The organism is Bacillus sp. NMCC4 (genome assembly GCF_002998555.1).
In the GTDB taxonomy this organism is placed as follows: domain Bacteria; phylum Bacillota; class Bacilli; order Bacillales; family Bacillaceae; genus Bacillus.
Genome location: NZ_PVRA01000007.1, coordinates 37137 through 56004, shown reverse-complemented (window position 1 = coordinate 56004; position 18868 = coordinate 37137). Strand labels below are relative to the sequence as shown.

Below are 18868 nucleotides of genomic sequence, written 5' to 3'. Positions count from 1 at the left end.
CAAAGGGGGAGAAGAAATGAATCCATATGCTAAAGCCGAAAACCAATTCTCACAAAATGCCGAGAACTATCGAGATTCACCTATATTTGCAGCCGGAGAAGAGCTGGAATGGATGAAAGCAACAGCCAATACGAAGGGTCACGAGCATTTACTTGATATCGGCTGTGGGGCAGGACATACCGTTTTTTCCTTTTCAGATATCATTTCTAAAGGAATCGGCATTGATGTCACGCAAAAAATGATCGAGGTTGCAGCAGCACTTGCGGAAGAACGCCAACTGAAACATATTACTTTTGAGCGGGCAGCCGCAGAAGCACTGCCCTTCGCTGATGAATCATTTGACATCGTGACGTGCCGATTTGCCGCTCACCACTTTACAAACCTGCCGGCAGCCATGTCTGAAATCAGCCGTGTCTTAAAAAAAGGCGGCACATTCCTGCTCGTCGATCATTACGCACCCGAAAACACTGCACAGGATTCATTCATTAATCACTTAAATAGACTCAGATATCCTTCTCATGTGCGAGAAAGCTCGTTATCAGAATGGAAAGAGCTCTTCGCTGCCAACCAACTGACTCAAAAAGAGAAGCGTTACTGGGATCTGCAAATTGATTATCAGGACTGGATGATGCGTGGACGCACACCAGAGAATGTTCAAAAAGAGATCGTTTCCCATCTTCAATTCGCAGACCCTGATACAAAGCAGCTGTTTCAACTTCAATTCGATGCACAGCAGCAGCCTATTTCCTTCTGTTTAAAAGCTGCACTCATTCAAGGAATGAAGAATTGAACTTATAGAAAAAGTCTACCCTCGTTGGTAGACTTTTTTATTTCGAGTATAAATCCCAGCCAAGCTTGAGTGTGTCCACAATATAATTGGCGACTTCCTCAGCTTCTAGATGATCTGTTTCGACTCTTGAGTTATGAAGGGCATATATTTCCCGGCGCTCTTCAAACAGCTCTTTCATCTCGTCAATCGTCCGGTTGTGAAGAACAGGGCGGTTTTCAATCAAAATATCAAGCCGCTGTTTCCAATTCTCCCAAGATAAATCAAGGAAAAGAACCGTACAATGCTTCAAGCAGGCGCGTTTGATTTCTTCCTGTTTGAATGCACCGCCTCCAAGAGAAACGATCTTTAGCTGTGTATGCTCACATAAATCGACGATATAATCTTTTTCAGCCTGCCTGAAGAATGCTTCTCCTTTTTGCTGAAAGATCTCAGGAATCGTCATGTTATACTTTTTCTCAATCTCCTGATCCACATCAATAAAATCTCTATATAGCTTTTTGGCAACCAGCTGCCCAATGGTTGTTTTCCCAACACCCATAAAGCCAATGAGGACAATATTTCGCTGTCTCACAGGGATTTCTCTATTGTTTTTCATATTCGTGACACGTCCTCCTTACGACAAGGAATGCTACATAATGTATCTATTATATGATAAATGGCGCGCGAAAAGATAGGCAATTTGAAAAATTATACGTAGATCATCTGCATAGAAAAAAGAACCTACCCTCTTTGGAATAAGTTCTTCACTGCGTGCGTAACTCACGGTGCAATATCCTCTAATACTTTCTCGCGCGTTTCGATCATTTTAAAAGCAAGAATTGCTCCCACTACAGTCACACTTGCGAAAAGAATAAAAATAGTTGAAACACCGCTTACCTCTAAAATAAAGCCTATCATAATAGGAGCGATCGCTGAGGCCAGCCTAAGCCAAGCTGTAGCAAATGCCGTTCCAATCACCCTCATACGTGTTGGATAAATTTCAGGTGTATATAGATAGAGAAGAACTGTAATTGTCCCCATCATTCCGTAAGCAGCGGACCCTAAATATATAACACTTTCTGGAGAATTAGCTCCGCTGATCCATAAAGCAGTTAATAAAGCACCTGTTACAATAAATGCAATGGTTGCCCAGCGCTTTCGTCCTACTTTATCAATTAAAAATGCACAAGCGAATACCCCTATGGTCTGTAAAATATTTGTTAGAGATGCTGCCCTTAATGAATCTCCAACTGGCAAATTGTAAACAGTATTATAAAGACTCGGTAACCAGTTATTTAAACCATTCGAAACAAAGTAGGCAGAAAACCATAGTCCCCATACGATCAATGTTCTTTTACGATAAAAAGTTGAAAAAAGCTCTTTCCAGTCGCCTTTTTCAGTACTGCTAGATACTTGCTTTGCTACAGGCATTCGTTTGTCAGTACTAGCTTCAATTTCTTCAATAATTCTTTCGGCTTCATCTAACCTGCCTTTCGAAATAAGCCACCTTGGAGATTCGCGCAACATGAAAAAGAATACAAAGACGATTAAACCTCCAATGCCCCCAATCAAAAACATCCACTTCCACCCAAAGCTAGGTACAACAAATGCGCCTATTTGAGCTGAGATCATTAATCCTAAAGGAAAAATCATCTCATAAAGCATAAAAAATCTGCCTCTCCCTTGAGCCCGGGACAGCTCATTGATATATGAGGCTGCTACCGGCACCTCTCCTCCTACCCCAATCCCTTGTATAAAACGAAAAATAAACAGGGCCATAAAATTACCTGAAAACACGCATGCAATACTCATGACGGACATGAGGAGTACAGTCCACTTTGCACTAAATACACGGCCGCGCCTTTCTGCTAACCAGCCAAAGAAAATAGCACCAATCGCTTGTCCTATATAACCAGACCCAATAAGAAGACCAATTTGAGCAGGTGATAAACTCCACATTCCGATGAGAACTGGGAGAACAAACGCTAAAGATAGAGCATCAAAAGCATCAAAAAAAGTAGCAGATCCCATAATGATACGAGGTTTTAAATGCCATCTAGAAAAAGGTACACTTTCCATTCTAGTCAATAGTTGTGAAGCTCTATCAACAACTTGCCCATCATGAGAATTTGGATTTCCGCTGAGTTCTAACGTCATGGTATCTCCTCCTTATTAGAGGAAATGATGCAAAAGTACATGCCGAAGAGCGCTAAAGAAATCGCTTACATTTTAAACCAATAGACATTCTAAAGCGTTCATACGAGTTTTCAGCATCTATCATTTCTTTTTTGGCGTTCCCGTGGTGCCCCGGTCTATATAGTACATAGGGAAGATATGTTCCATCGCATCTAACTGTTCCCCTTCCAATAACTGTGTTAGTAAAGAAACAGCTTTTCTTCCCATTCCAACTAAATCAACATGAACTGAAGATAAAGAAGGGGTTAGAAAACTTGCAATGGGCACATCATCGGCACCAACGACAGACAAATCATGAGGTATTGACACATTTGCGTTATTTGCCGCTTTCATGACCCCCATCGCCAAAAAATCTGAAGAGCAAACAACTCCAGTCATGTGCTGGTTTCCTTGGAGAAATTGAGAAACCACTTCTACTACTTTTCCCCCATCAAATTCATCTAACTCAAACACAAGTTCTTTGTTTATTGTTAACCCTAAACTTTTAAGTGTGCGCTCATATCCCTTGTAATACCTCACACTATGCATCGAACTCATTGGACCATTGACCAGCCCAATGGTTCGATGACCTTTATCAAATAAGGCCGTTATTGATTGACACACACCTTCTTCATCATCTGGCCTGACACATGGAAATGGAGAATCATCTAGATAACTTCCGACAACTATAATGGGAATGGCTAAACTTTTTAACCAATCCATGCTTAGTTCTTCATTTCTTGGTGAAAATAGAATGGCTCCATCTACTGCCTGCGTTTCAAGTAATCGCTGCTGTTGTACAGATGTAAACGACATCAACATATTGAATTCCGTCTCATCTAATTCCTTCGCTATTCCATCTAGAATCGTTGAAAAAAATGGATTATTCAAAATATATGAACCACGCGGAACCACTACAGCTATATTCCCAGTCTTCCTTTTGACGAGCCCTCTAGCTCCTAAATTAGGACGATAGCCTAATTCATCAATTACTTGTTTGATTCTTTCAGCCGTTTGAGCACCTACTCCTGGTTTACCACTTAATACTCGGGAAACAGATGCTATAGACACTCCAGCTTTCAATGCTACATCTTTAATACTTACTGACACATTTCATACCTCCGGGAGTCTGTTGTTTTGTCCTCTATTATAACCTGACTCACCTTCATCATGAAATTAATGGTCTGTTATCTACTGACGTTTTCCTTAAGCAAACCAACACTTTGAAGGCCCTGGCGAATCTCTTCTTTCTCCTTATGAGTTAAAGGTAAGACCGGCTTCCTAGCAAGCGAACTACTGATTAGACCTCGCTGGTACATCGCTTCCTTCATTCGCAGATGAGAGGTAGATGAAGGTTCATCCATTTTATACACAGCATGCTTTAATTCGAAGATTCTATCGTAAACTTTATTGGCCGCTACAAGATCTTTTTCTTCCACACATTTCACAAGTTCAGCGATCAAATCTGGCACAAAACAGCCGAAACCTACAAGTGCTCCATCAATCCCTTGAATTAATGTTGGCAATAAATATTCATCGTGACATGTGAGTAACGATACATCTGGTGCATGTTTTTTCAATGCCCGCACATCGACCTCGTATTGTGCCATGTCTCTTTGACCAATTTTAAACGAGACAACATTCTCAATTTCTGACATTTCTAGTAATTGATTGGTTGTATATGAGGTTTTTGTCCAAGTTGGATATTGATGTACGATGATTGAAATGTCAATCGCTTCTGCAACTTCTTTAAAGAATTGGACAGGTGACTCAGGCTGCATACCGAATCTTAGCCATGAATGTGGCGGCATGAGAAGTATACCTTCTCCGCCAGCTTCTTCAACGGCTTTTGCATGTTGGATCGCTTCAATTGTCCCTTCAGCAGAAACCCCAGAAATGACAGGTACTTCCCCTTTTAATTCGTCGGCTGCAATGCGCACAGCCTCAGCTCGTTCATGTGGCAGTAAAGTCATAATCTCGCCAGTATGTCCATTGACAACGATACCGTTAATCCCTTTGTGCTCCGCCACCCAACGGACAAGCTTACGAAAAGCAGGTTCATCAATTGAATAGTCATCTTTAAAAGGAATTAAGACAGCCGGGAATACACCGCTCCATTTTTCTTTATTTTTCATCAACAAATTCCTCCCCATTCGATTATAGTAAACGTTTACGGTAAGCGTTTACGTAAACAATCATAAAATGACATAACGGAGATTGTCAACTTAATTTTTAGAAAATTTTTATTATTCAAATAACAATACAATCAATTTCATTTTTCTAGTAAATAATATAGGTTTGTTTTATTTCTTAAATGATTAAGCAATATCTGCTGGTTAAAGTTGCTGATTATCATCCTAAATACATATTCAATAAGAGACCATTATAAATAATTTTATATTTTCCAAACAGTATTTTTACTATAAAAAACCTCTCCATCACAGGAGAGGTCTCAGGCATTCCTTATTTCCACCAGTCATCAAACATGGAAGCTGGTACTTGGCGTTTATGCTCTGATTGAACATAGCGCTTTTCAATCGCTTCTGCTGCTTGATCTGACACTGGCTTACCTTCTAAGTAATCATCAATTTCATTGTACGTAATGCCAAGTTCTGTTTCATCCGTTTGCTGAGGTTTGTCATCAAGCAGATCCGCTGTCGGTTTCTTTAAGTATAGGCGCTCAGGTGCTTGCAGCGCTTCTAGCAGCATCCGGCCTTGGCGTTTCGTCAGACCTGTGAGCGGAAGAACATCTGCACCGCCATCACCATACTTCGTGAAGAAGCCGGTTACTGCTTCAGCTGCATGATCTGTACCGATGACAAGTAATCCTTCTTCTCCTCCGACAGCATACTGCGCGATCATTCTCATGCGTGCTTTGACATTTCCTTTATTAAAGTCAGACAACGGGCCGCCTGTGTCCTTTTGATATTGTTCACTGAATGCCGTCACGGCAGGCGCAATATCATATTTCCACGACTTGTCCGGCTGAATAAATGATAAAGCGAGCTGTGCATCATCTTCATCCTGCTGCACACCGTGCGGGAGGCGCACCGCAATAAAGACTGCCTCTTCTTTTCCTTCTTGACGCAGCTCAGATGCAGCCAGCTGTGCAAGACGGCCAGCGAGCGTTGAATCCTGTCCGCCGCTAATGCCGAGGACGAATCCTTTTGCGCCAGTTTTTTTCAAGTATTCCTTTAGAAATCCAACCCGCTTTTCGATCTCCTGCTTTGGGTCAATTGAGGGCTGCACATGCAACTCTTGGCTGATCTTTTTCTGCAAACTCATACACTTTTCCTCCTAAGCATCCTCTACATGAAGAGAACAGGTTTTACTCTGAATTCATTGGTTTGACAACGTTTTATGAGTCTTCATTATACCATGTTTTCAAGAAGAACATTTTGTTAGACGTTCCCCTATTTCATTAATGATCAAACATTCACAAAAGAAAAAGACCATGTCTATAAGGACTGGCCCTTTTCTTTTTCAATCAATTTCTACCCGTATAGATGTACAGGCTGCGCCATTACACTTCCCAATATCAGAAGGACATGCGGATACGGCCACAATGAGATCCATTTCGGCTCGCAGACGAATGTAATCACCGGGAAGAGATTTTGGGAGCTCCACAGACAGTTTTCCTTTTTCATCAATGACTGTATTCATAAAGGCATTAAAAGGATAGTACATATCCTCCTTAGGAATCCCAAATGGCTCAAAGGCAGTCCGCAAATTATCGTAGCATGTATGCATGACCTCTAAATGCGTCCGTCCGTATAAAAGCTGATACATTTCTTGCCGGCAGGCGGGCATGTATAAATCATGGCATTCGACTGTGTCTTCAATGACCGTAAACATCGGTTTATATAAATTAGAATAGAGCTTATCCCCTTTTTTCACTTTTGACGAAAATAGGCTGTCCATTGTCGCGCCTTGGTCAAATTTTTCATAAAAATCCTTTTCATGATAGGCCATGACATCTGCTACTTGCTGACCTTCAATATCAACGACCCGCATACATTGGCCTTTTCCTAAGCGAAAGCCGTGTCCATCCTTTGGTAAAATGACATATTCTCCGTTCATCACATGCACTCCTTTCCATGTCAGTATGCCCAAAACGTCCCCTTGATCATGTATAAAAAAAGACGGCGGTCACAAGCTAATGTCATTGAAATCGAAAGGTGTTGCACATGCATTGAAAGAAGAACAAACTTTATCTTGGTGGCAGCTTTCTCTCATCGGAGTCGGCTGTACAATTGGCACTGGTTTCTTCCTTGGTTCCAGCATTGCCATTACAAAGTCCGGTTTTTCCGTCTGCATTTCTTTTTTGCTTGCTGCGGTCGGAACCTATCTCGTCTTTAAGCATTTGGCTGCGATGACAGCCGATAACCCTGATAAAGGGTCATTTTGTTCCTATGCTCGTAAAGCATATGGACGCTGGGCAGGGTTTAGCAATGGCTGGGTGTATTGGTTTGCAGAAATGTTGATTACGGGAAGTCAGTTAACAGCGATTTCTCTTTTTACCCGCCACTGGTTTCCATCTGTTCCGCTCTGGGTGTTTTCTGCGATTTACTCCGCTCTTGCCCTGCTCGTGATTATCATAGGGCTTTCTTCTTTTCAAAAGACAGAAAATGTCCTTGCGGTACTGAAGACAGCGGCGATTTTTCTGTTTATGATCCTTGCGGTGCTTGTGTTATTCGGCATTCTGACAGATCATAAACCGACCCTGCATCTGCCAAACAAAGATCACGAATGGATGCCGCTCGGTGCACTTGGTCTTTGGAATGGATTGATTTACGCGTTTTATGCATTTGGGGGAATTGAAGTCATGGGTCTGATGGCGGTTCATTTAAAAGATCCGAAAGATGCGGCAAAGGCTGGACGCGTCATGCTGATCATTCTAGCGGTCATCTATATCGTCTCGATCGGACTTGCTCTCTTGCTTGTCCCAGTAACAGCCTTTAACGAGAACAGCAGTCCATTTATTACATCATTAGATCCATTTCATTTATCAATCTTTCTTCATATCTTTAATGGCATTTTCATTATTGCCGGCTTTTCGACATTGGTTGCCTCACTCTATGCAGTCACGACGCTGCTTGGCACGATGTCGGAGCATCAAGATGCACCTGCTTGTTTTAAACAAAAAGACCCATCTCATGTCGGATGGCCTTCGATTATTTTAACTGCTGCTGGATTAATTGTCTCGATTTTGCTTGCACTCTTTTTGTCCAAACACATCTACGAGCATCTCACAACAGCAGCCGGCCTTACCCTTCTGTACACATGGGTATTCATTCTGTTCTCAAGTAAAAAGCTATCAAAGCCATCCACTCGCCAAACGTGCGAAATGATTCTTGCGCTTCTCTTGATTGGAGCCGCCATTTCAGGCACTTTAACAGAGGCAAGCGGACGACCTGGCTTTTTTATCAGCCTTGGGATCATTGCAGTGATTGCCATCATGGTGCTATTTATGAGAAAAAAGTGGAAGCAGCAGGATCAGACCGCATCATAATTTCATCATGTTTTTTAATGCAGTAAAAGGACATTTGGCGGAGGCTGGTTTCTCCGCCTCTTCATCTGGGAGAAAGTATTGCTTCCATTCATGATTGGTCGGATCACCGTACCATTTTAATGATGGGTGAACGCTGACCTCATCATACGCTTTGAGCCGCTTGCGAACGAGCTGGCTCATTTTTTGACCAAATTTGGTCGATCCATTCAATTTCTCAAACACCCATCTAGGCTGAAATGCCATCAAGAGATAAGGGAAGTGGCGGCTTTTTCTGAGCTTATGAGCCGGTGTGGAGCACAAAATAAAATACGCTTCCCCGTGAAAGCAATACTCCCACTCATGATGATGAGTATCTAGTGGAATATCCTCAGGCCATGGCACTTCATCTTTCTGGTGCAGTCGTTGAAGCAGTGACCAAAACTGCTGCTCAAACTGTTCAAGTGAACTTTCTTTTAAATCCTGCGGTGTTTCAAAAAAACAAATAAATGAAGCATATTGACCCGTTTCTTTCGCACAGCTTTGATATTCTCTCAGCAGCTGGGCTAATTCATCAACCGCTTCCTCTTCCCTCGGATCACCAACAAACCCATAGCGTAAATGATCGAGAAAAAACCCCTGTCTTCCCGGTACACAAGGGAATGTATCTGCCTCATCTCCTACCATCTCTCCAAATTGAGTAAAAGCATCCTGCTTCCATTCTTCTAGTGATCGTAGATTTTGATCAAGGCAACTTTTTGCATACAACTTTGCCATTTCTTCCACCTCGTTTTAGCGTCTTCTCCATAGCCTATGAGAAAAAAAGGCTGTGGTGACTGTCCTTCAACGACTTTCCTTGCGCATTCAAGAGGTGGACGTTCTCGTTCAAATTGAGCATGTATGTGTGTCTTTCACTCCATGATGCATGAACAGACAAGTGTATGCAGCCGTCAAGCTGCTTCTTTTAATAGAGCGCTTTTGTATCATTCCTATGATCTGTTCTTCATCAAAAAGACAGAATCAAGCACCCAATAAATGAGGGCTGAGCAAAAGCTAAACAGATAGACTTTGTAGCTAATGAACACGACCAGTCCATAATCAATCCATAACGCTAACGCCGAACAAACCACCCACGCCGCAAGAAAATAAACAAGTAAGTCACGGCTTCAAAACCTTTTAGGATGCCGGTGTAAAACAAGCCTGCTTCAGGCGTGGTAAATAAGAGGGTATAAACGAATGTTGCTGTGATAACTGATAAGATCAGCATGCACACATAGTTGAATACTGGAAGAAAAATACGGATGGCAATATCCCACCATTATTCAAGAATGTGTTATGTCTGTCAATCCTTACAAAAAAACAGACTGAATGTATCAGTCTGCTTTTCTACCCAATCAACGCCATGATCCCTTGATACCCAAAATAGGCGCCGAAACCAAGTAAAGATAAACCTGCAAGAACGGATAAGCCATGTAAGACACGTTCACTTAAATAGCGCCTAAACGAACTAGCAAGCAGCGCCATACTGAAATCCCAGATCAGCATGCCGATAAAAATAGCCATGCTGTACATCAGCATTTGAGATGCCCCATACTTTTCAATCGTATTAGCCAAAATACTGCCGTAGATGCCAAGCCAAAATAAAATACTAAGCGGATTGGAAAGAGAAATGAAAAACCCCGTCATGAACGACTGACCAACCGAAGTGTTTCCACCATCCTTTTTCGGGCTCTCCTGCAAATTGATTTTACGCAGACTTTCAATGCCCGTATAGGTCAGAACGAAAAAGCCGAACAGCCACAAAAAGGTTTTCACTAGAGGTGCAGTCAAAAGCTGGGCGACACCAAAATAGATGAGGAGCATATAGACAATATCCGCGGCCATCGCCCCCACACCAAAAATCCACGCGTGCCAAAATCCACTTTTAATCCCTCTGTCGATTTGGGCTGCATTGACTGGCCCAACAGGCGCTGAAAGTGACAACCCTAAAAAGATATAACCAAAAAACACCGCCACATAGACGTCCTCCTTTTGATGCTGACTTGTACATATTATTCAAACGTTCTGTGTTTTAGTACAAGTCCTTTGTCATCTTTTCAGGTGGACTCAAGGAGACATTGGATATTGCTTACCGATCGGCTTTCAGCGCCGATTGCTGCGACAGGACCGTATCCTTTTTCTTAGCACGATTCATTTGAATCGCAGCTGCAAACAGAAGAACAGCTAAGAAGGCGAAAACAAAGACGGCACTTGCTGCTCCTGCCCATTCAAGACTAAAGCCAATCAAGAAGGACAAGCAGGCTCCGCCTAAACTTGCGGCTGCAATAAAGTAACTCGTTGCCTCGTCGATGGCATTTTCAATCATTAATGCAGATGCAGTCAGTGCGATTGGGAACATGCCAGCTGCGCACAGGCCGATGAAAAAGATGAGAAGCAGCTGCGCGGCGATGTGGGTTGTCAGGGCAAATACAACGAGCAGCAGAATCATGAGTGCTGCGCTTAGCTTTAAAAAACGCAGCGGATGCAGCTGATCAGCTTTTCTCGCAATGACAGTTCTGCCAATGACGATCGCTGTCCAAAAGGTAGAAACCGCAAAAAGACTCCAGTTGTCTCCCCCTTTATCCAGCATGATCGACGGCAAAAAGTTCGCAAAGTTCGTTTCAATCCCTGCGTAGAAAAAAGCAAAACAGATCATGAGCACCACAATCATTCGATTGTTTCGATCAACAAGTAAGGACGGTTTTCTCATCCCATTGGAATTGGAAGAAGAAGCCATCTGTCCACGAGGCAATTTGTTCATAAAGGCAAGCCAGAGCATAAGAAAGAAAGTCAGTGCACCGACTTGAAATAAAAACACATAGTGCCACGTCTGTTCAGTGACAGTGAGCAGAATCACAAGTGGAAATAACAGCGCTCCTAACCCAAAAAAGACCTCCATGATGCTGATTCGCTTCGCACTGTTTGCCATCGAAATCACATACGCTCCGGCTGTGGTCTCAAGACTGCCTGCACCGCTCCCAAGAAAAAAACCTGCCAGCACAAGTGTTGTCCAGCCCGGCATCAAAAGCCCAAGGAGAAGTGACCCGATCATCAGCAAAAGACCCATGGTCAGAACAGCGCCATAGCCTTTTTTCCTCACAAGAATGGGGGATAACAGAACACCTGTCAAAAAACCAATAAACTGAAAAAAGATTAAAGAAGATAATTCCCCGGGACCCTTATCGTAACTTGACAGTAAATAAGGAGTTAAGCTGCCAAAAAACACATGAATGGTCCCAATAAAAAAATAAAAGACACAGCCAAAATAAAATACTTTTTTCATCTTTTCACTTCCTCTAAAAAGGAGCGGAGTCATGACATCCTCCGCTCCACCTCTTTAATATGTCCGGGCAGACTTGACAGCCTCTTCCCTCTCGAAGCATGTATTGAGCGCAGCCTGTGCGCGATACCCATCTACAAAATCAGCCACTTTCATATGAGATGGATATGAATCTGTATTCACCCAGTGCATCAGCTGATCACGGAACGTATCAGACCATCCGTAAAATTCATTTGGCGGATCTGTCAGCAGGGTTTGCGGCATTTGATGACGCTCCACACACAATCCATCACTGATCTCATATTCGTTTTTCATGTTCGTATGGTATTTGAATACCTTGTCATGACCAACGACTTCTACACTAAATCCGCATTCCTCAGGCTGCGTGCTTTTGGATGTGACCAAGTGAAAGAACACTTGATTCTCCATCTGACCGAAAATTTCGGTATGATCATCCACCTGCACCTTTTTCTCTTCTTTTTCCTTTACATGTGTCAGCATCTTGGTATTAAGTGATTCTTTCTTCATGTCACTGCCAAATAAGTACCACAGCATATCAATTAAATGAATACCAAGATCCCCTAATGCACCGCTCGTGCGCAGACTCTCACCGCCGTCTCTCCATGAAAATGTCTTTCTTCTGAGGGCACTGTTTTTCTTAAAATGAGTCCTGACGGTCAAAATGCGGCCTAATTCACCATTGGCAATCAAGTTCTTCAAAATATTCACAAAGGATAAGTAACGATAGTTAAAGCCCATACTGGCTTGAACCTGGAACTGTTTGGCTGTCTCCACCATTTCCTTCGCTTCCTTCAGCGACACAGCCATCGGCTTTTCACATAAAATGGGCTGTCCTGCTCTTAGTGCCTGAAGGGCATGGTCTTTGTGACAAAAATTAGGGGAGGCAATGATCAACCCATCAGATGCATCTGCTAGTGTTTCAATACTTGAATACACACGTCCGCCGTACTGTTTAATGAATCCCTGTGCAACTGACTCGTGCAAATCATAGACACCGGATAACTCTGCACCTTTGATTGTTGATAATGCTCTTGCATGAGCTTTTGCAATATTCCCTGCTCCAACAATTCCAATTTTCTTCATGAATGTGCCTCCTCATGTTTATACATCACTGTTTTCAGTGTTTCATAGATTCCTTTTGCATACCCATGATGACAAATCTGATGATGGTGCCGCTTGGCTTCGGCCGTCGCATTTTGGACGAGGAAACCATGCGTGACGGATTGAAGCATCCGCAAATCGTTCCCACTATCTCCAAAGGCAAAGCCTTGATCTTTTGATAGATCATATTGGTTCAGCATAAAGCGGACAATTTCATCCTTCCCTGTTCCGACGGGTAAAAAATCGACATCATAGCAATCCGCAGGGTCTCCTGCGAGCGGATTGCATTTGTTAATGTTGACCGCCACCCCGCGCTCTTTGGCAAGTGTTTGGATGAATGATAGATGATGAAGATCTGTCCGTTCATCCTGCTCCTGATAATAGAAATTCTTCTTATACCCTGAGCTGCCCAGCTGCGTTTGCGGTCTGAGATGAATTCCCTTTTCACGTACGGTTTCCAGGATGTCTTCAATTTTTTCATCTGAAAAGCCCTGCGCATCCAGCCGCTTCATCCATTCCGCATCTGGCTGTCCAAAACGGGCTTCCGATGTATACACAATTTCAGTTCCTAAGTTCGACGCAATGAAATGCGGGAATTGATGAAAACCTCCTTTTTCCATTTTACTTGTGACAGAATCGAGGCTGCTTCCCGTGACCCAGCCAAGCATGAGCTGTCCTGCTTCGCTCTTTTCTGCCACAAAGGCTTCCAGCCGCTTTACATCCTCTCTCTGCTCATCGGTCATTCCGTGAGAATAATAGGTTTCATCAAAGTCACAGAAGACGATCCACTTCGGATTTTCCGGCTGATTCAGCAGCTTTTTATTGAATGGAAGACTTGATAACATGATGAACCCCCTCGATGACCTTCTCCTGATCTTGCAGCGGCATGCCTGGATACAGCGGCAAGTGAAGTAATTGCTGTGCTGCTTTTTCCGTGTGTGGAAGTGTCGTACGTTTATACTTTTGAGAAACAAGATTTGTTTGATGCTGATGCGATAGAATCGGGTAATAAACATCTGTTTCTATGCCCATTTCCAGCAATTTCGCTGCAAGCTCATCTCGTTCGCCCTTTAGCACTCTGATCGGGAACAGATGCCAGACATGATCATCCGTCAGCTTCGGAAGCTTCAAGTATCCTTCTTCCTCAAGCGTTTGCAGCTGGTCAATGTATCGCTTTGCTAAGTAAAAGCGTTTAAAGTTTTGTAACCCTAAATACTTCATGCGTTCGAGTCCGATCGCTGCCTGCAAATTATCAATTTTAGAATTAAATCCATAGTCACTGCGTTTGACATTTTTCTTTCCTACTTCAAAGCCGTGATAGCTGATCTCCATGCATTTTTCCGCTAAGGCTTCATCATTTGTGGCGATAGCCCCTGCCTTACCGCAGACGCCAAGGTTTTTGTATGGATTAAAGCTGAGAACAAGTCCATCTCCATATGCACCAAGGCTGCTGCTGCCGATCGCCTGACAGCCATCTTCAATGATTTTCAACCCATGCTGTTTCGCAATCGCCGAAATGGCCTTCATATCCGCTTGCTTTCCATATAAATGAACCGGAAGAATGCATGCCGTTTGATCTGTGATATGCTTCTCAATTTCACTCGGTGCCAAGCAGTAAGTATCTGGATCAATATCGGCATAGACCGGAACAGCCCCAATCGCAAGCACTGCATTTTCTGTTGCAGCAAAGCTATTCGCTGGCAAAATGACCTCGTCTCCCGGATGGACGCCTGCTGATATGAGGCTGATCATTAGGGCATCTGTTCCACTTGACGTGGCAATGACATATTTCTTCCCTAAGTACTCAGCGAGCTGCTTTTCAAACGCCGGAATATATGGCCCTGAAGTAAAACGGCCAGAACTCAATACTTCTTTCAACACCTGCATGATATCATCGATCTCATCCTCTGAAATCAGTTTATCAACTGGCAGAAATGGTATCTTTTTTTCCTTATTTTGTTTATAATGGAAGAGAATTTTTTCCAAGCCTGTGCGCCCTATATCTTGCTCAAGGAACGTCACCAGCTTTTCATTTGCTAGGTGCTTCTCAACTGAATCAGACTTTACTTGAACACCTTGATTGATCATATCCAGCAAAGGAAGATAATCCTTGCTTTTACCTGATATCTTCGTCAATATTTGCATTCCATTCCCTCCAATTAATCAATTCCATTTGTTAATATTTAACTTGTTTCACATTGTAAATGATGTTATCGATTTCAGAACAATAACTTTGTGTAAAGGATTTGTTAATATGTGTACAATTTATGAAATTGCCAAACGCTGCGGGGTTTCAACCACCACCGTTTCCAGAGTGCTGAATCATCATCCATATGTGTCAGAGGAAAAGCGTCAGCTTATTTTACAGGTGATGAAAGAAATGGAATATACACCAAGTTCAGCGGCTCGCACTCTTCGTTCACATCAGACAAAAACCATTGCTGTGTCTGTCCCGGCTGTGGACCATCCTTTTTTTGCACAATTGATTAAAGGCATATCAAAGGAAGTACTGGATCAAGGTTATAAAGCCATCGTGCTTCAGACGTTTTATCAGGAATCGTTAGAGCTTGAAGGGCTTCAATTATTAAAAAAAAGAGAAGTAGATGGGGTCATATTAGGGGCATTAGAAAATCCGTGGGAAAAGATCGAGCCATTTTTAACGAACGGCCCTATTGTCATGGCGAACGAATATCATCAAACAGCAGACATCCCGATTATTGGATACGATGAGCGGGAAGCCGCCTATAAAGCGGTTGACTACTTGATTCAGTCAGGGCGAAGATCGATTGGGTTTTGCTTTGATACTGAAAGCAGTGAAGCACAAAAACAAAGGAAACAGGGCTATCTTGATGCACTTTCTGCACACGGCTTGCCGCTGCATGACGATTGGCTTTTTGGGGAGGCCTTCACCATTGAAGACGGTTTTCGCTTAATGGATGTCATCCATGACATGAAGAATGCACCTGATGCCATTTTCACGGGTAATGATCAAGTCGCAGCAGGGCTCATTAAACAGGCCATTTCATACGGTTATCAAATCCCTAAGGATCTAGCGGTGATCGGCTATGACAATCAAGACATTTGCGAGGTGACAGCTCCAACAATCACCACAATTGACATCCCGATCGTAGAGCTTGGCCAGCGGTCTGTGCAGCAAATAATCGAGATCCTGCAAGACCAAAAACCATTACAGCGTGAACATATCCATCTGCCTACCCGGCTTGTGACAAGGGAATCGACATAAACAAAAAAGACTGAGAGCTGTCTCAGTCTTTTTTTAAACCTATACAAATTGAGCAAGAATGAATGTCCATATACACACAATGCCGAGCAGGATAAAGCTGTACTTCACGGTCTTTTGGAAGAGCTCAGATTCTTTACCTGTTTCTCCAACAGCTGCTGTAGCTATGGCGATGGATTGTGGAGAAATTAATTTTGCCATGACCCCGCCAGTTGTATTTGCCCCGATTAACAAACCTGCCTGTGAGCCGATTTGAGAAGCAGTGACCGCTTGAAGGTTGCCGAATAAGGCGTTGTTACTCACGACAGATCCTGTAATAAACACCCCGATCCAGCCAAGCACCGGGCTGACAAGCGGGAACAAATCGCCTGTTTTGGCAAGTGCAAGCCCAATGGCTGAACTTAGTCCAGCGAAGTTCGCCAAGTTGGCAAAGCCCATGACAAAACAAATGGTAAGAACAGGTACCCAAAGCTCTTTCACTGATGCTTTTAAGCAGGCAGCGCCTTCTGTTAATGTAATATGTCTGCTAAACAACCCTGTCAGCATCACCGCAATCAGAATGGCAGTACCCGTTGCACTGATGACATCAATTTTAAAGATTGCATCAATGGGTGTTTCTGTTTGTGCAATTGGTGGTAATTTCACAATTTGCTGATGCAAAAACGGCATCTTCACTAAAATCGTCGTCCAGTTGAGCGGGCCTCCTGCAGCAAACAATGCTTTAAATGCTGGCAGACTCCATACCGTAATAACGGCGGTTAAAATATAGAACGGAGACCATGCTTTCAGCACTTCAATGCCGCGATACGTTTGTTTCTGTTCAATGGCTGGTGCTCCTTCTTCACGATAAATGTGTTTCGGCTGCCATTTTCGAAGAAATAAAGCCAAAATGCCCATGCTTGCTATGGCTGAAATAATATTGGCAAGCTCAGGACCCATTGTCACCATTGTGACAGCTTGTAAAATGGCATAACTTCCACTTACAACAAGCAAGGCAGGGAGCGTTTCTTTAATCCCTTTGAATCCGTCCACAATGAGAATGAGCAGGAACGGAATACAGAATGAAATAAACGGAATCGTATACACAAGGGTTTGAGATAACGCAAGCGGCGTCATATTGCCCATTTGCGCCCCTGTAATGACTGGGATACCCACAGCACCAAATGCGCCAGACGCAGCATTGGCAATTAAGCAGAGCATCGCAGCTTTCAGCGGTTTAAACCCAAGCTCTGTTAAGAGAGCGGCACTGATCGCAATCGGTACACCAAACCCAGCGGCTCCCTCTAAAAATGCGTTAAAACTAAAACCAATTAATAAGAGCTGAAGACGTTGATCTTGAGAGATTCCTGCAATACTAGAACGAATGACATCGAATTTACCAGATTTCACAGCAATTTTATAGAGCCATACCGCCATGATGACGATATATCCAATCGGCCACAGCCCATTAGATATACCGAGCAGAACAGCAGATAATGCCTTTTCAATTGGCATATGAAAGAAGAAAACAGCTGTTACAAAGCTGACGATTAAGGTAAAACAAGCGGCTAAAACACCTTTTAACTTAAATACAGTTAATGCAAGTAGGAAAAACAAAATTGGGAGCATTGCTACCAATGCACTCACGAACTCATTACCAAACGGATTATATATTTGCTGCCACATAGTGATTCATCCTTTTCTGCTCAGATAGGTTGCTTTTGATTAAAAATGAGGAGCCAAAATCTCTTTTAACACATTCACACTGTGTGCGAATTGTTCTTTTTCTGTATCATTAAGTGCAAGCTCCATCACTTCTGTTGCGCCATTTCGATTCACAAGGGAAGGTACACCAATGTAGACATCTTCTGCTCCATACTCTCCATCTAAGTAAGTGCTGACGGTCAAAATACTGTTTTCATTGTGCAGGATCGCTCTTGTAATGCGGGCCAAACTCATCGCTACGCCGTAGTAAGTGGCGCCTTTTTTCTCAATGATTTGGTAAGCGGCATGGCGGACATTTTCCATCATCTCATCTAAATCTTCTTGTTTGTATTGATCATTTCTCTTCATTAATTCTGTAATGGGTACACTTCCGATATTCGCATGACTCCACACAGCAAGCTCTGTATCCCCATGCTCTCCAATGATGTACGCATGCACATTGTGTGCCGCTGCTTCAAAGTACTCACTGAGCATGTATCTAAATCTTGCAGTATCAAGTGTGGTTCCACTGCCAATCACTCGCTCTTTTGGCAGGCCACTGAATTTCCAAGTGGCATATGTCAAAATATCAACAGGGTTCGTGGCGACTAAGAAAATACCATCGAATCCACTTTTCATCACATTGTCTACAATGCCTTTAAATATATTTAAATTTTTCTCAACAAGGTCAAGTCTCGTTTCACCTGGCTTTTGGTTCGCACCAGCACAGATACATACAATGTCTGCATCCTTACAATCCTCATAATCTCCATACCATGTATTCACAGGATGCGGAGCAAATGCTTTCCCGTGGTTCAAATCCATGACGTCACCCATTGCTTTATCTTGATTTAAATCGATGACAACCAATTCATCTGTGATCGCTTGATTTATTAATGTAAAGGCATAACTGCTGCCTACAAAACCTGCTCCAATAAGTGCTACTTTGTTTACTTTTTCGTTTGTCATTTATCTCATCCTCCTGAGTAAAACTAGGTTGTTTTTCGTATGTGAAGTATTTCACATTCTTATTGTGCAACACTTCACAAACTTTTGCAAGGGGGTTGCTCA

General features: G+C 42.9%; 17 protein-coding genes. 3 read left to right on the top strand and 14 right to left on the bottom strand.

The window, feature by feature from the left end; translation table 11 throughout:
• Positions 1-16 precede the first annotated feature (16 nt).
• A complete protein-coding gene (locus tag C6Y02_RS14445; protein ID WP_106031567.1) occupies positions 17-790 on the top strand; it encodes a class I SAM-dependent methyltransferase in 774 nt (257 codons plus the stop codon).
• A 37-nt stretch (positions 791-827) separates the two neighbouring features.
• Here the strand turns inward: C6Y02_RS14445 and C6Y02_RS14440 are convergent, their stop codons facing one another.
• The 6 genes from C6Y02_RS14440 to C6Y02_RS14415 all read right to left on the bottom strand — a co-directional run bounded on the left by C6Y02_RS14440 (position 828) and on the right by C6Y02_RS14415 (position 7024).
• A complete protein-coding gene (locus C6Y02_RS14440; RefSeq protein WP_106031566.1) occupies positions 828-1385 on the bottom strand; it encodes a shikimate kinase in 558 nt (185 codons plus the stop codon).
• Positions 1386-1549: 164 nt separating this feature from the next.
• Positions 1550-2926, bottom strand: a complete 1377-nt coding sequence (locus tag C6Y02_RS14435) for an MFS transporter (RefSeq protein WP_066031353.1) — start codon at positions 2924-2926, stop codon at positions 1550-1552.
• A 120-nt stretch (positions 2927-3046) separates the two neighbouring features.
• Positions 3047-4054, bottom strand: coding sequence for a LacI family DNA-binding transcriptional regulator (locus C6Y02_RS14430; protein WP_066031354.1), 1008 nt, complete (start codon positions 4052-4054; stop codon positions 3047-3049).
• 77 nt (positions 4055-4131) lie between these two features.
• Positions 4132-5079 carry a dihydrodipicolinate synthase family protein gene (locus tag C6Y02_RS14425; RefSeq protein WP_060595495.1) on the bottom strand — a complete coding sequence of 316 codons (948 nt, stop codon included), beginning with the start codon at positions 5077-5079 and terminating at the stop codon, positions 4132-4134.
• Between the two features lie 328 nt (positions 5080-5407).
• Complete coding sequence (gene nadE / locus C6Y02_RS14420) at positions 5408-6229, bottom strand: ammonia-dependent NAD(+) synthetase (RefSeq protein WP_034664190.1); 822 nt, start codon at positions 6227-6229, stop codon at positions 5408-5410.
• 198 nt (positions 6230-6427) lie between these two features.
• On the bottom strand, positions 6428-7024 hold the full coding sequence (locus C6Y02_RS14415) for a DUF1989 domain-containing protein (RefSeq protein ID WP_106031565.1): 597 nt from the start codon (positions 7022-7024) through the stop codon (positions 6428-6430).
• A 79-nt stretch (positions 7025-7103) separates the two neighbouring features.
• Between C6Y02_RS14415 and C6Y02_RS14410 the strand changes: the two genes are divergently transcribed.
• Positions 7104-8456: an amino acid permease gene (locus C6Y02_RS14410; RefSeq protein ID WP_106031564.1), complete on the top strand. Its 1353-nt coding sequence runs from the start codon at positions 7104-7106 to the stop codon at positions 8454-8456.
• Here C6Y02_RS14410 and C6Y02_RS14405 read toward each other — a convergent pair.
• The 6 genes from C6Y02_RS14405 to C6Y02_RS14375 form a co-directional block, all read right to left on the bottom strand.
• On the bottom strand, positions 8451-9209 hold the full coding sequence (locus tag C6Y02_RS14405; protein WP_106031563.1) for a YqcI/YcgG family protein: 759 nt from the start codon (positions 9207-9209) through the stop codon (positions 8451-8453). The two genes, C6Y02_RS14410 and C6Y02_RS14405, sit on opposite strands and share 6 nt — an antisense overlap.
• A 609-nt stretch (positions 9210-9818) precedes the next feature.
• Positions 9819-10448, bottom strand: coding sequence for a LysE family translocator (locus C6Y02_RS14395; RefSeq protein WP_034664197.1), 630 nt, complete (start codon positions 10446-10448; stop codon positions 9819-9821).
• A 112-nt stretch (positions 10449-10560) separates the two neighbouring features.
• A complete protein-coding gene (locus tag C6Y02_RS14390; protein ID WP_106031562.1) occupies positions 10561-11754 on the bottom strand; it encodes an MFS transporter in 1194 nt (397 codons plus the stop codon).
• Between the two features lie 54 nt (positions 11755-11808).
• Positions 11809-12855, bottom strand: a complete 1047-nt coding sequence (locus C6Y02_RS14385; RefSeq protein ID WP_034664201.1) for a Gfo/Idh/MocA family protein — start codon at positions 12853-12855, stop codon at positions 11809-11811.
• Positions 12852-13718, bottom strand: a complete 867-nt coding sequence (locus tag C6Y02_RS14380) for an HAD-IIB family hydrolase (protein WP_106031561.1) — start codon at positions 13716-13718, stop codon at positions 12852-12854. The genes C6Y02_RS14385 and C6Y02_RS14380 overlap by 4 nt, the downstream gene beginning before the upstream one ends.
• The gene (locus C6Y02_RS14375; RefSeq protein ID WP_106031560.1) at positions 13693-15018 is read right to left on the bottom strand and encodes a DegT/DnrJ/EryC1/StrS family aminotransferase; all 1326 of its coding nucleotides are present in this window, start codon (positions 15016-15018) and stop codon (positions 13693-13695) included. Before C6Y02_RS14375 ends, C6Y02_RS14380 begins: the two co-directional genes overlap by 26 nt.
• Positions 15019-15127: 109 nt before the next feature.
• Here C6Y02_RS14375 and C6Y02_RS14370 point away from each other — a divergent pair, with 109 nt between their 5' ends.
• The gene (locus C6Y02_RS14370; RefSeq protein WP_060595486.1) at positions 15128-16117 is read left to right on the top strand and encodes a LacI family DNA-binding transcriptional regulator; all 990 of its coding nucleotides are present in this window, start codon (positions 15128-15130) and stop codon (positions 16115-16117) included.
• Between the two features lie 39 nt (positions 16118-16156).
• Here C6Y02_RS14370 and C6Y02_RS14365 read toward each other — a convergent pair whose 3' ends face one another.
• Together C6Y02_RS14365 and C6Y02_RS14360 are read right to left on the bottom strand one after the other, a co-directional pair.
• Positions 16157-17779, bottom strand: a complete 1623-nt coding sequence (locus tag C6Y02_RS14365) for an L-lactate permease (protein WP_106031559.1) — start codon at positions 17777-17779, stop codon at positions 16157-16159.
• 39 nt (positions 17780-17818) lie between these two features.
• A complete protein-coding gene (locus tag C6Y02_RS14360) occupies positions 17819-18766 on the bottom strand; it encodes an L-lactate dehydrogenase (protein ID WP_106031558.1) in 948 nt (315 codons plus the stop codon).
• Positions 18767-18868 lie beyond the last annotated feature (102 nt).

Excerpts from the sequence above, each read along its gene's own strand:
- C6Y02_RS14440 (WP_106031566.1), bottom strand. The coding sequence starts at position 1,385 with ATGAAAAACAATAGAGAAATCCCTGTGAGACAGCGAAATATTGTCCTC.
- C6Y02_RS14405 (WP_106031563.1), bottom strand. The coding sequence starts at position 9,209 with ATGGCAAAGTTGTATGCAAAAAGTTGCCTTGATCAAAATCTACGATCA.
- C6Y02_RS14370 (WP_060595486.1), top strand. The coding sequence starts at position 15,128 with ATGTGTACAATTTATGAAATTGCCAAACGCTGCGGGGTTTCAACCACC.
- C6Y02_RS14435 (WP_066031353.1), bottom strand. The coding sequence starts at position 2,926 with ATGACGTTAGAACTCAGCGGAAATCCAAATTCTCATGATGGGCAAGTT.
- C6Y02_RS14365 (WP_106031559.1), bottom strand. The coding sequence starts at position 17,779 with ATGTGGCAGCAAATATATAATCCGTTTGGTAATGAGTTCGTGAGTGCA.
- nadE (WP_034664190.1), bottom strand. The coding sequence starts at position 6,229 with ATGAGTTTGCAGAAAAAGATCAGCCAAGAGTTGCATGTGCAGCCCTCA.
- C6Y02_RS14385 (WP_034664201.1), bottom strand. The coding sequence starts at position 12,855 with ATGAAGAAAATTGGAATTGTTGGAGCAGGGAATATTGCAAAAGCTCAT.
- C6Y02_RS14380 (WP_106031561.1), bottom strand. The coding sequence starts at position 13,718 with ATGTTATCAAGTCTTCCATTCAATAAAAAGCTGCTGAATCAGCCGGAA.
- C6Y02_RS14390 (WP_106031562.1), bottom strand. The coding sequence starts at position 11,754 with ATGAAAAAAGTATTTTATTTTGGCTGTGTCTTTTATTTTTTTATTGGG.
- C6Y02_RS14360 (WP_106031558.1), bottom strand. The coding sequence starts at position 18,766 with ATGACAAACGAAAAAGTAAACAAAGTAGCACTTATTGGAGCAGGTTTT.
- C6Y02_RS14445 (WP_106031567.1), top strand. The coding sequence starts at position 17 with ATGAATCCATATGCTAAAGCCGAAAACCAATTCTCACAAAATGCCGAG.
- C6Y02_RS14415 (WP_106031565.1), bottom strand. The coding sequence starts at position 7,024 with ATGAACGGAGAATATGTCATTTTACCAAAGGATGGACACGGCTTTCGC.
- C6Y02_RS14375 (WP_106031560.1), bottom strand. The coding sequence starts at position 15,018 with ATGCAAATATTGACGAAGATATCAGGTAAAAGCAAGGATTATCTTCCT.
- C6Y02_RS14425 (WP_060595495.1), bottom strand. The coding sequence starts at position 5,079 with ATGAAAAATAAAGAAAAATGGAGCGGTGTATTCCCGGCTGTCTTAATT.
- C6Y02_RS14410 (WP_106031564.1), top strand. The coding sequence starts at position 7,104 with ATGTCATTGAAATCGAAAGGTGTTGCACATGCATTGAAAGAAGAACAA.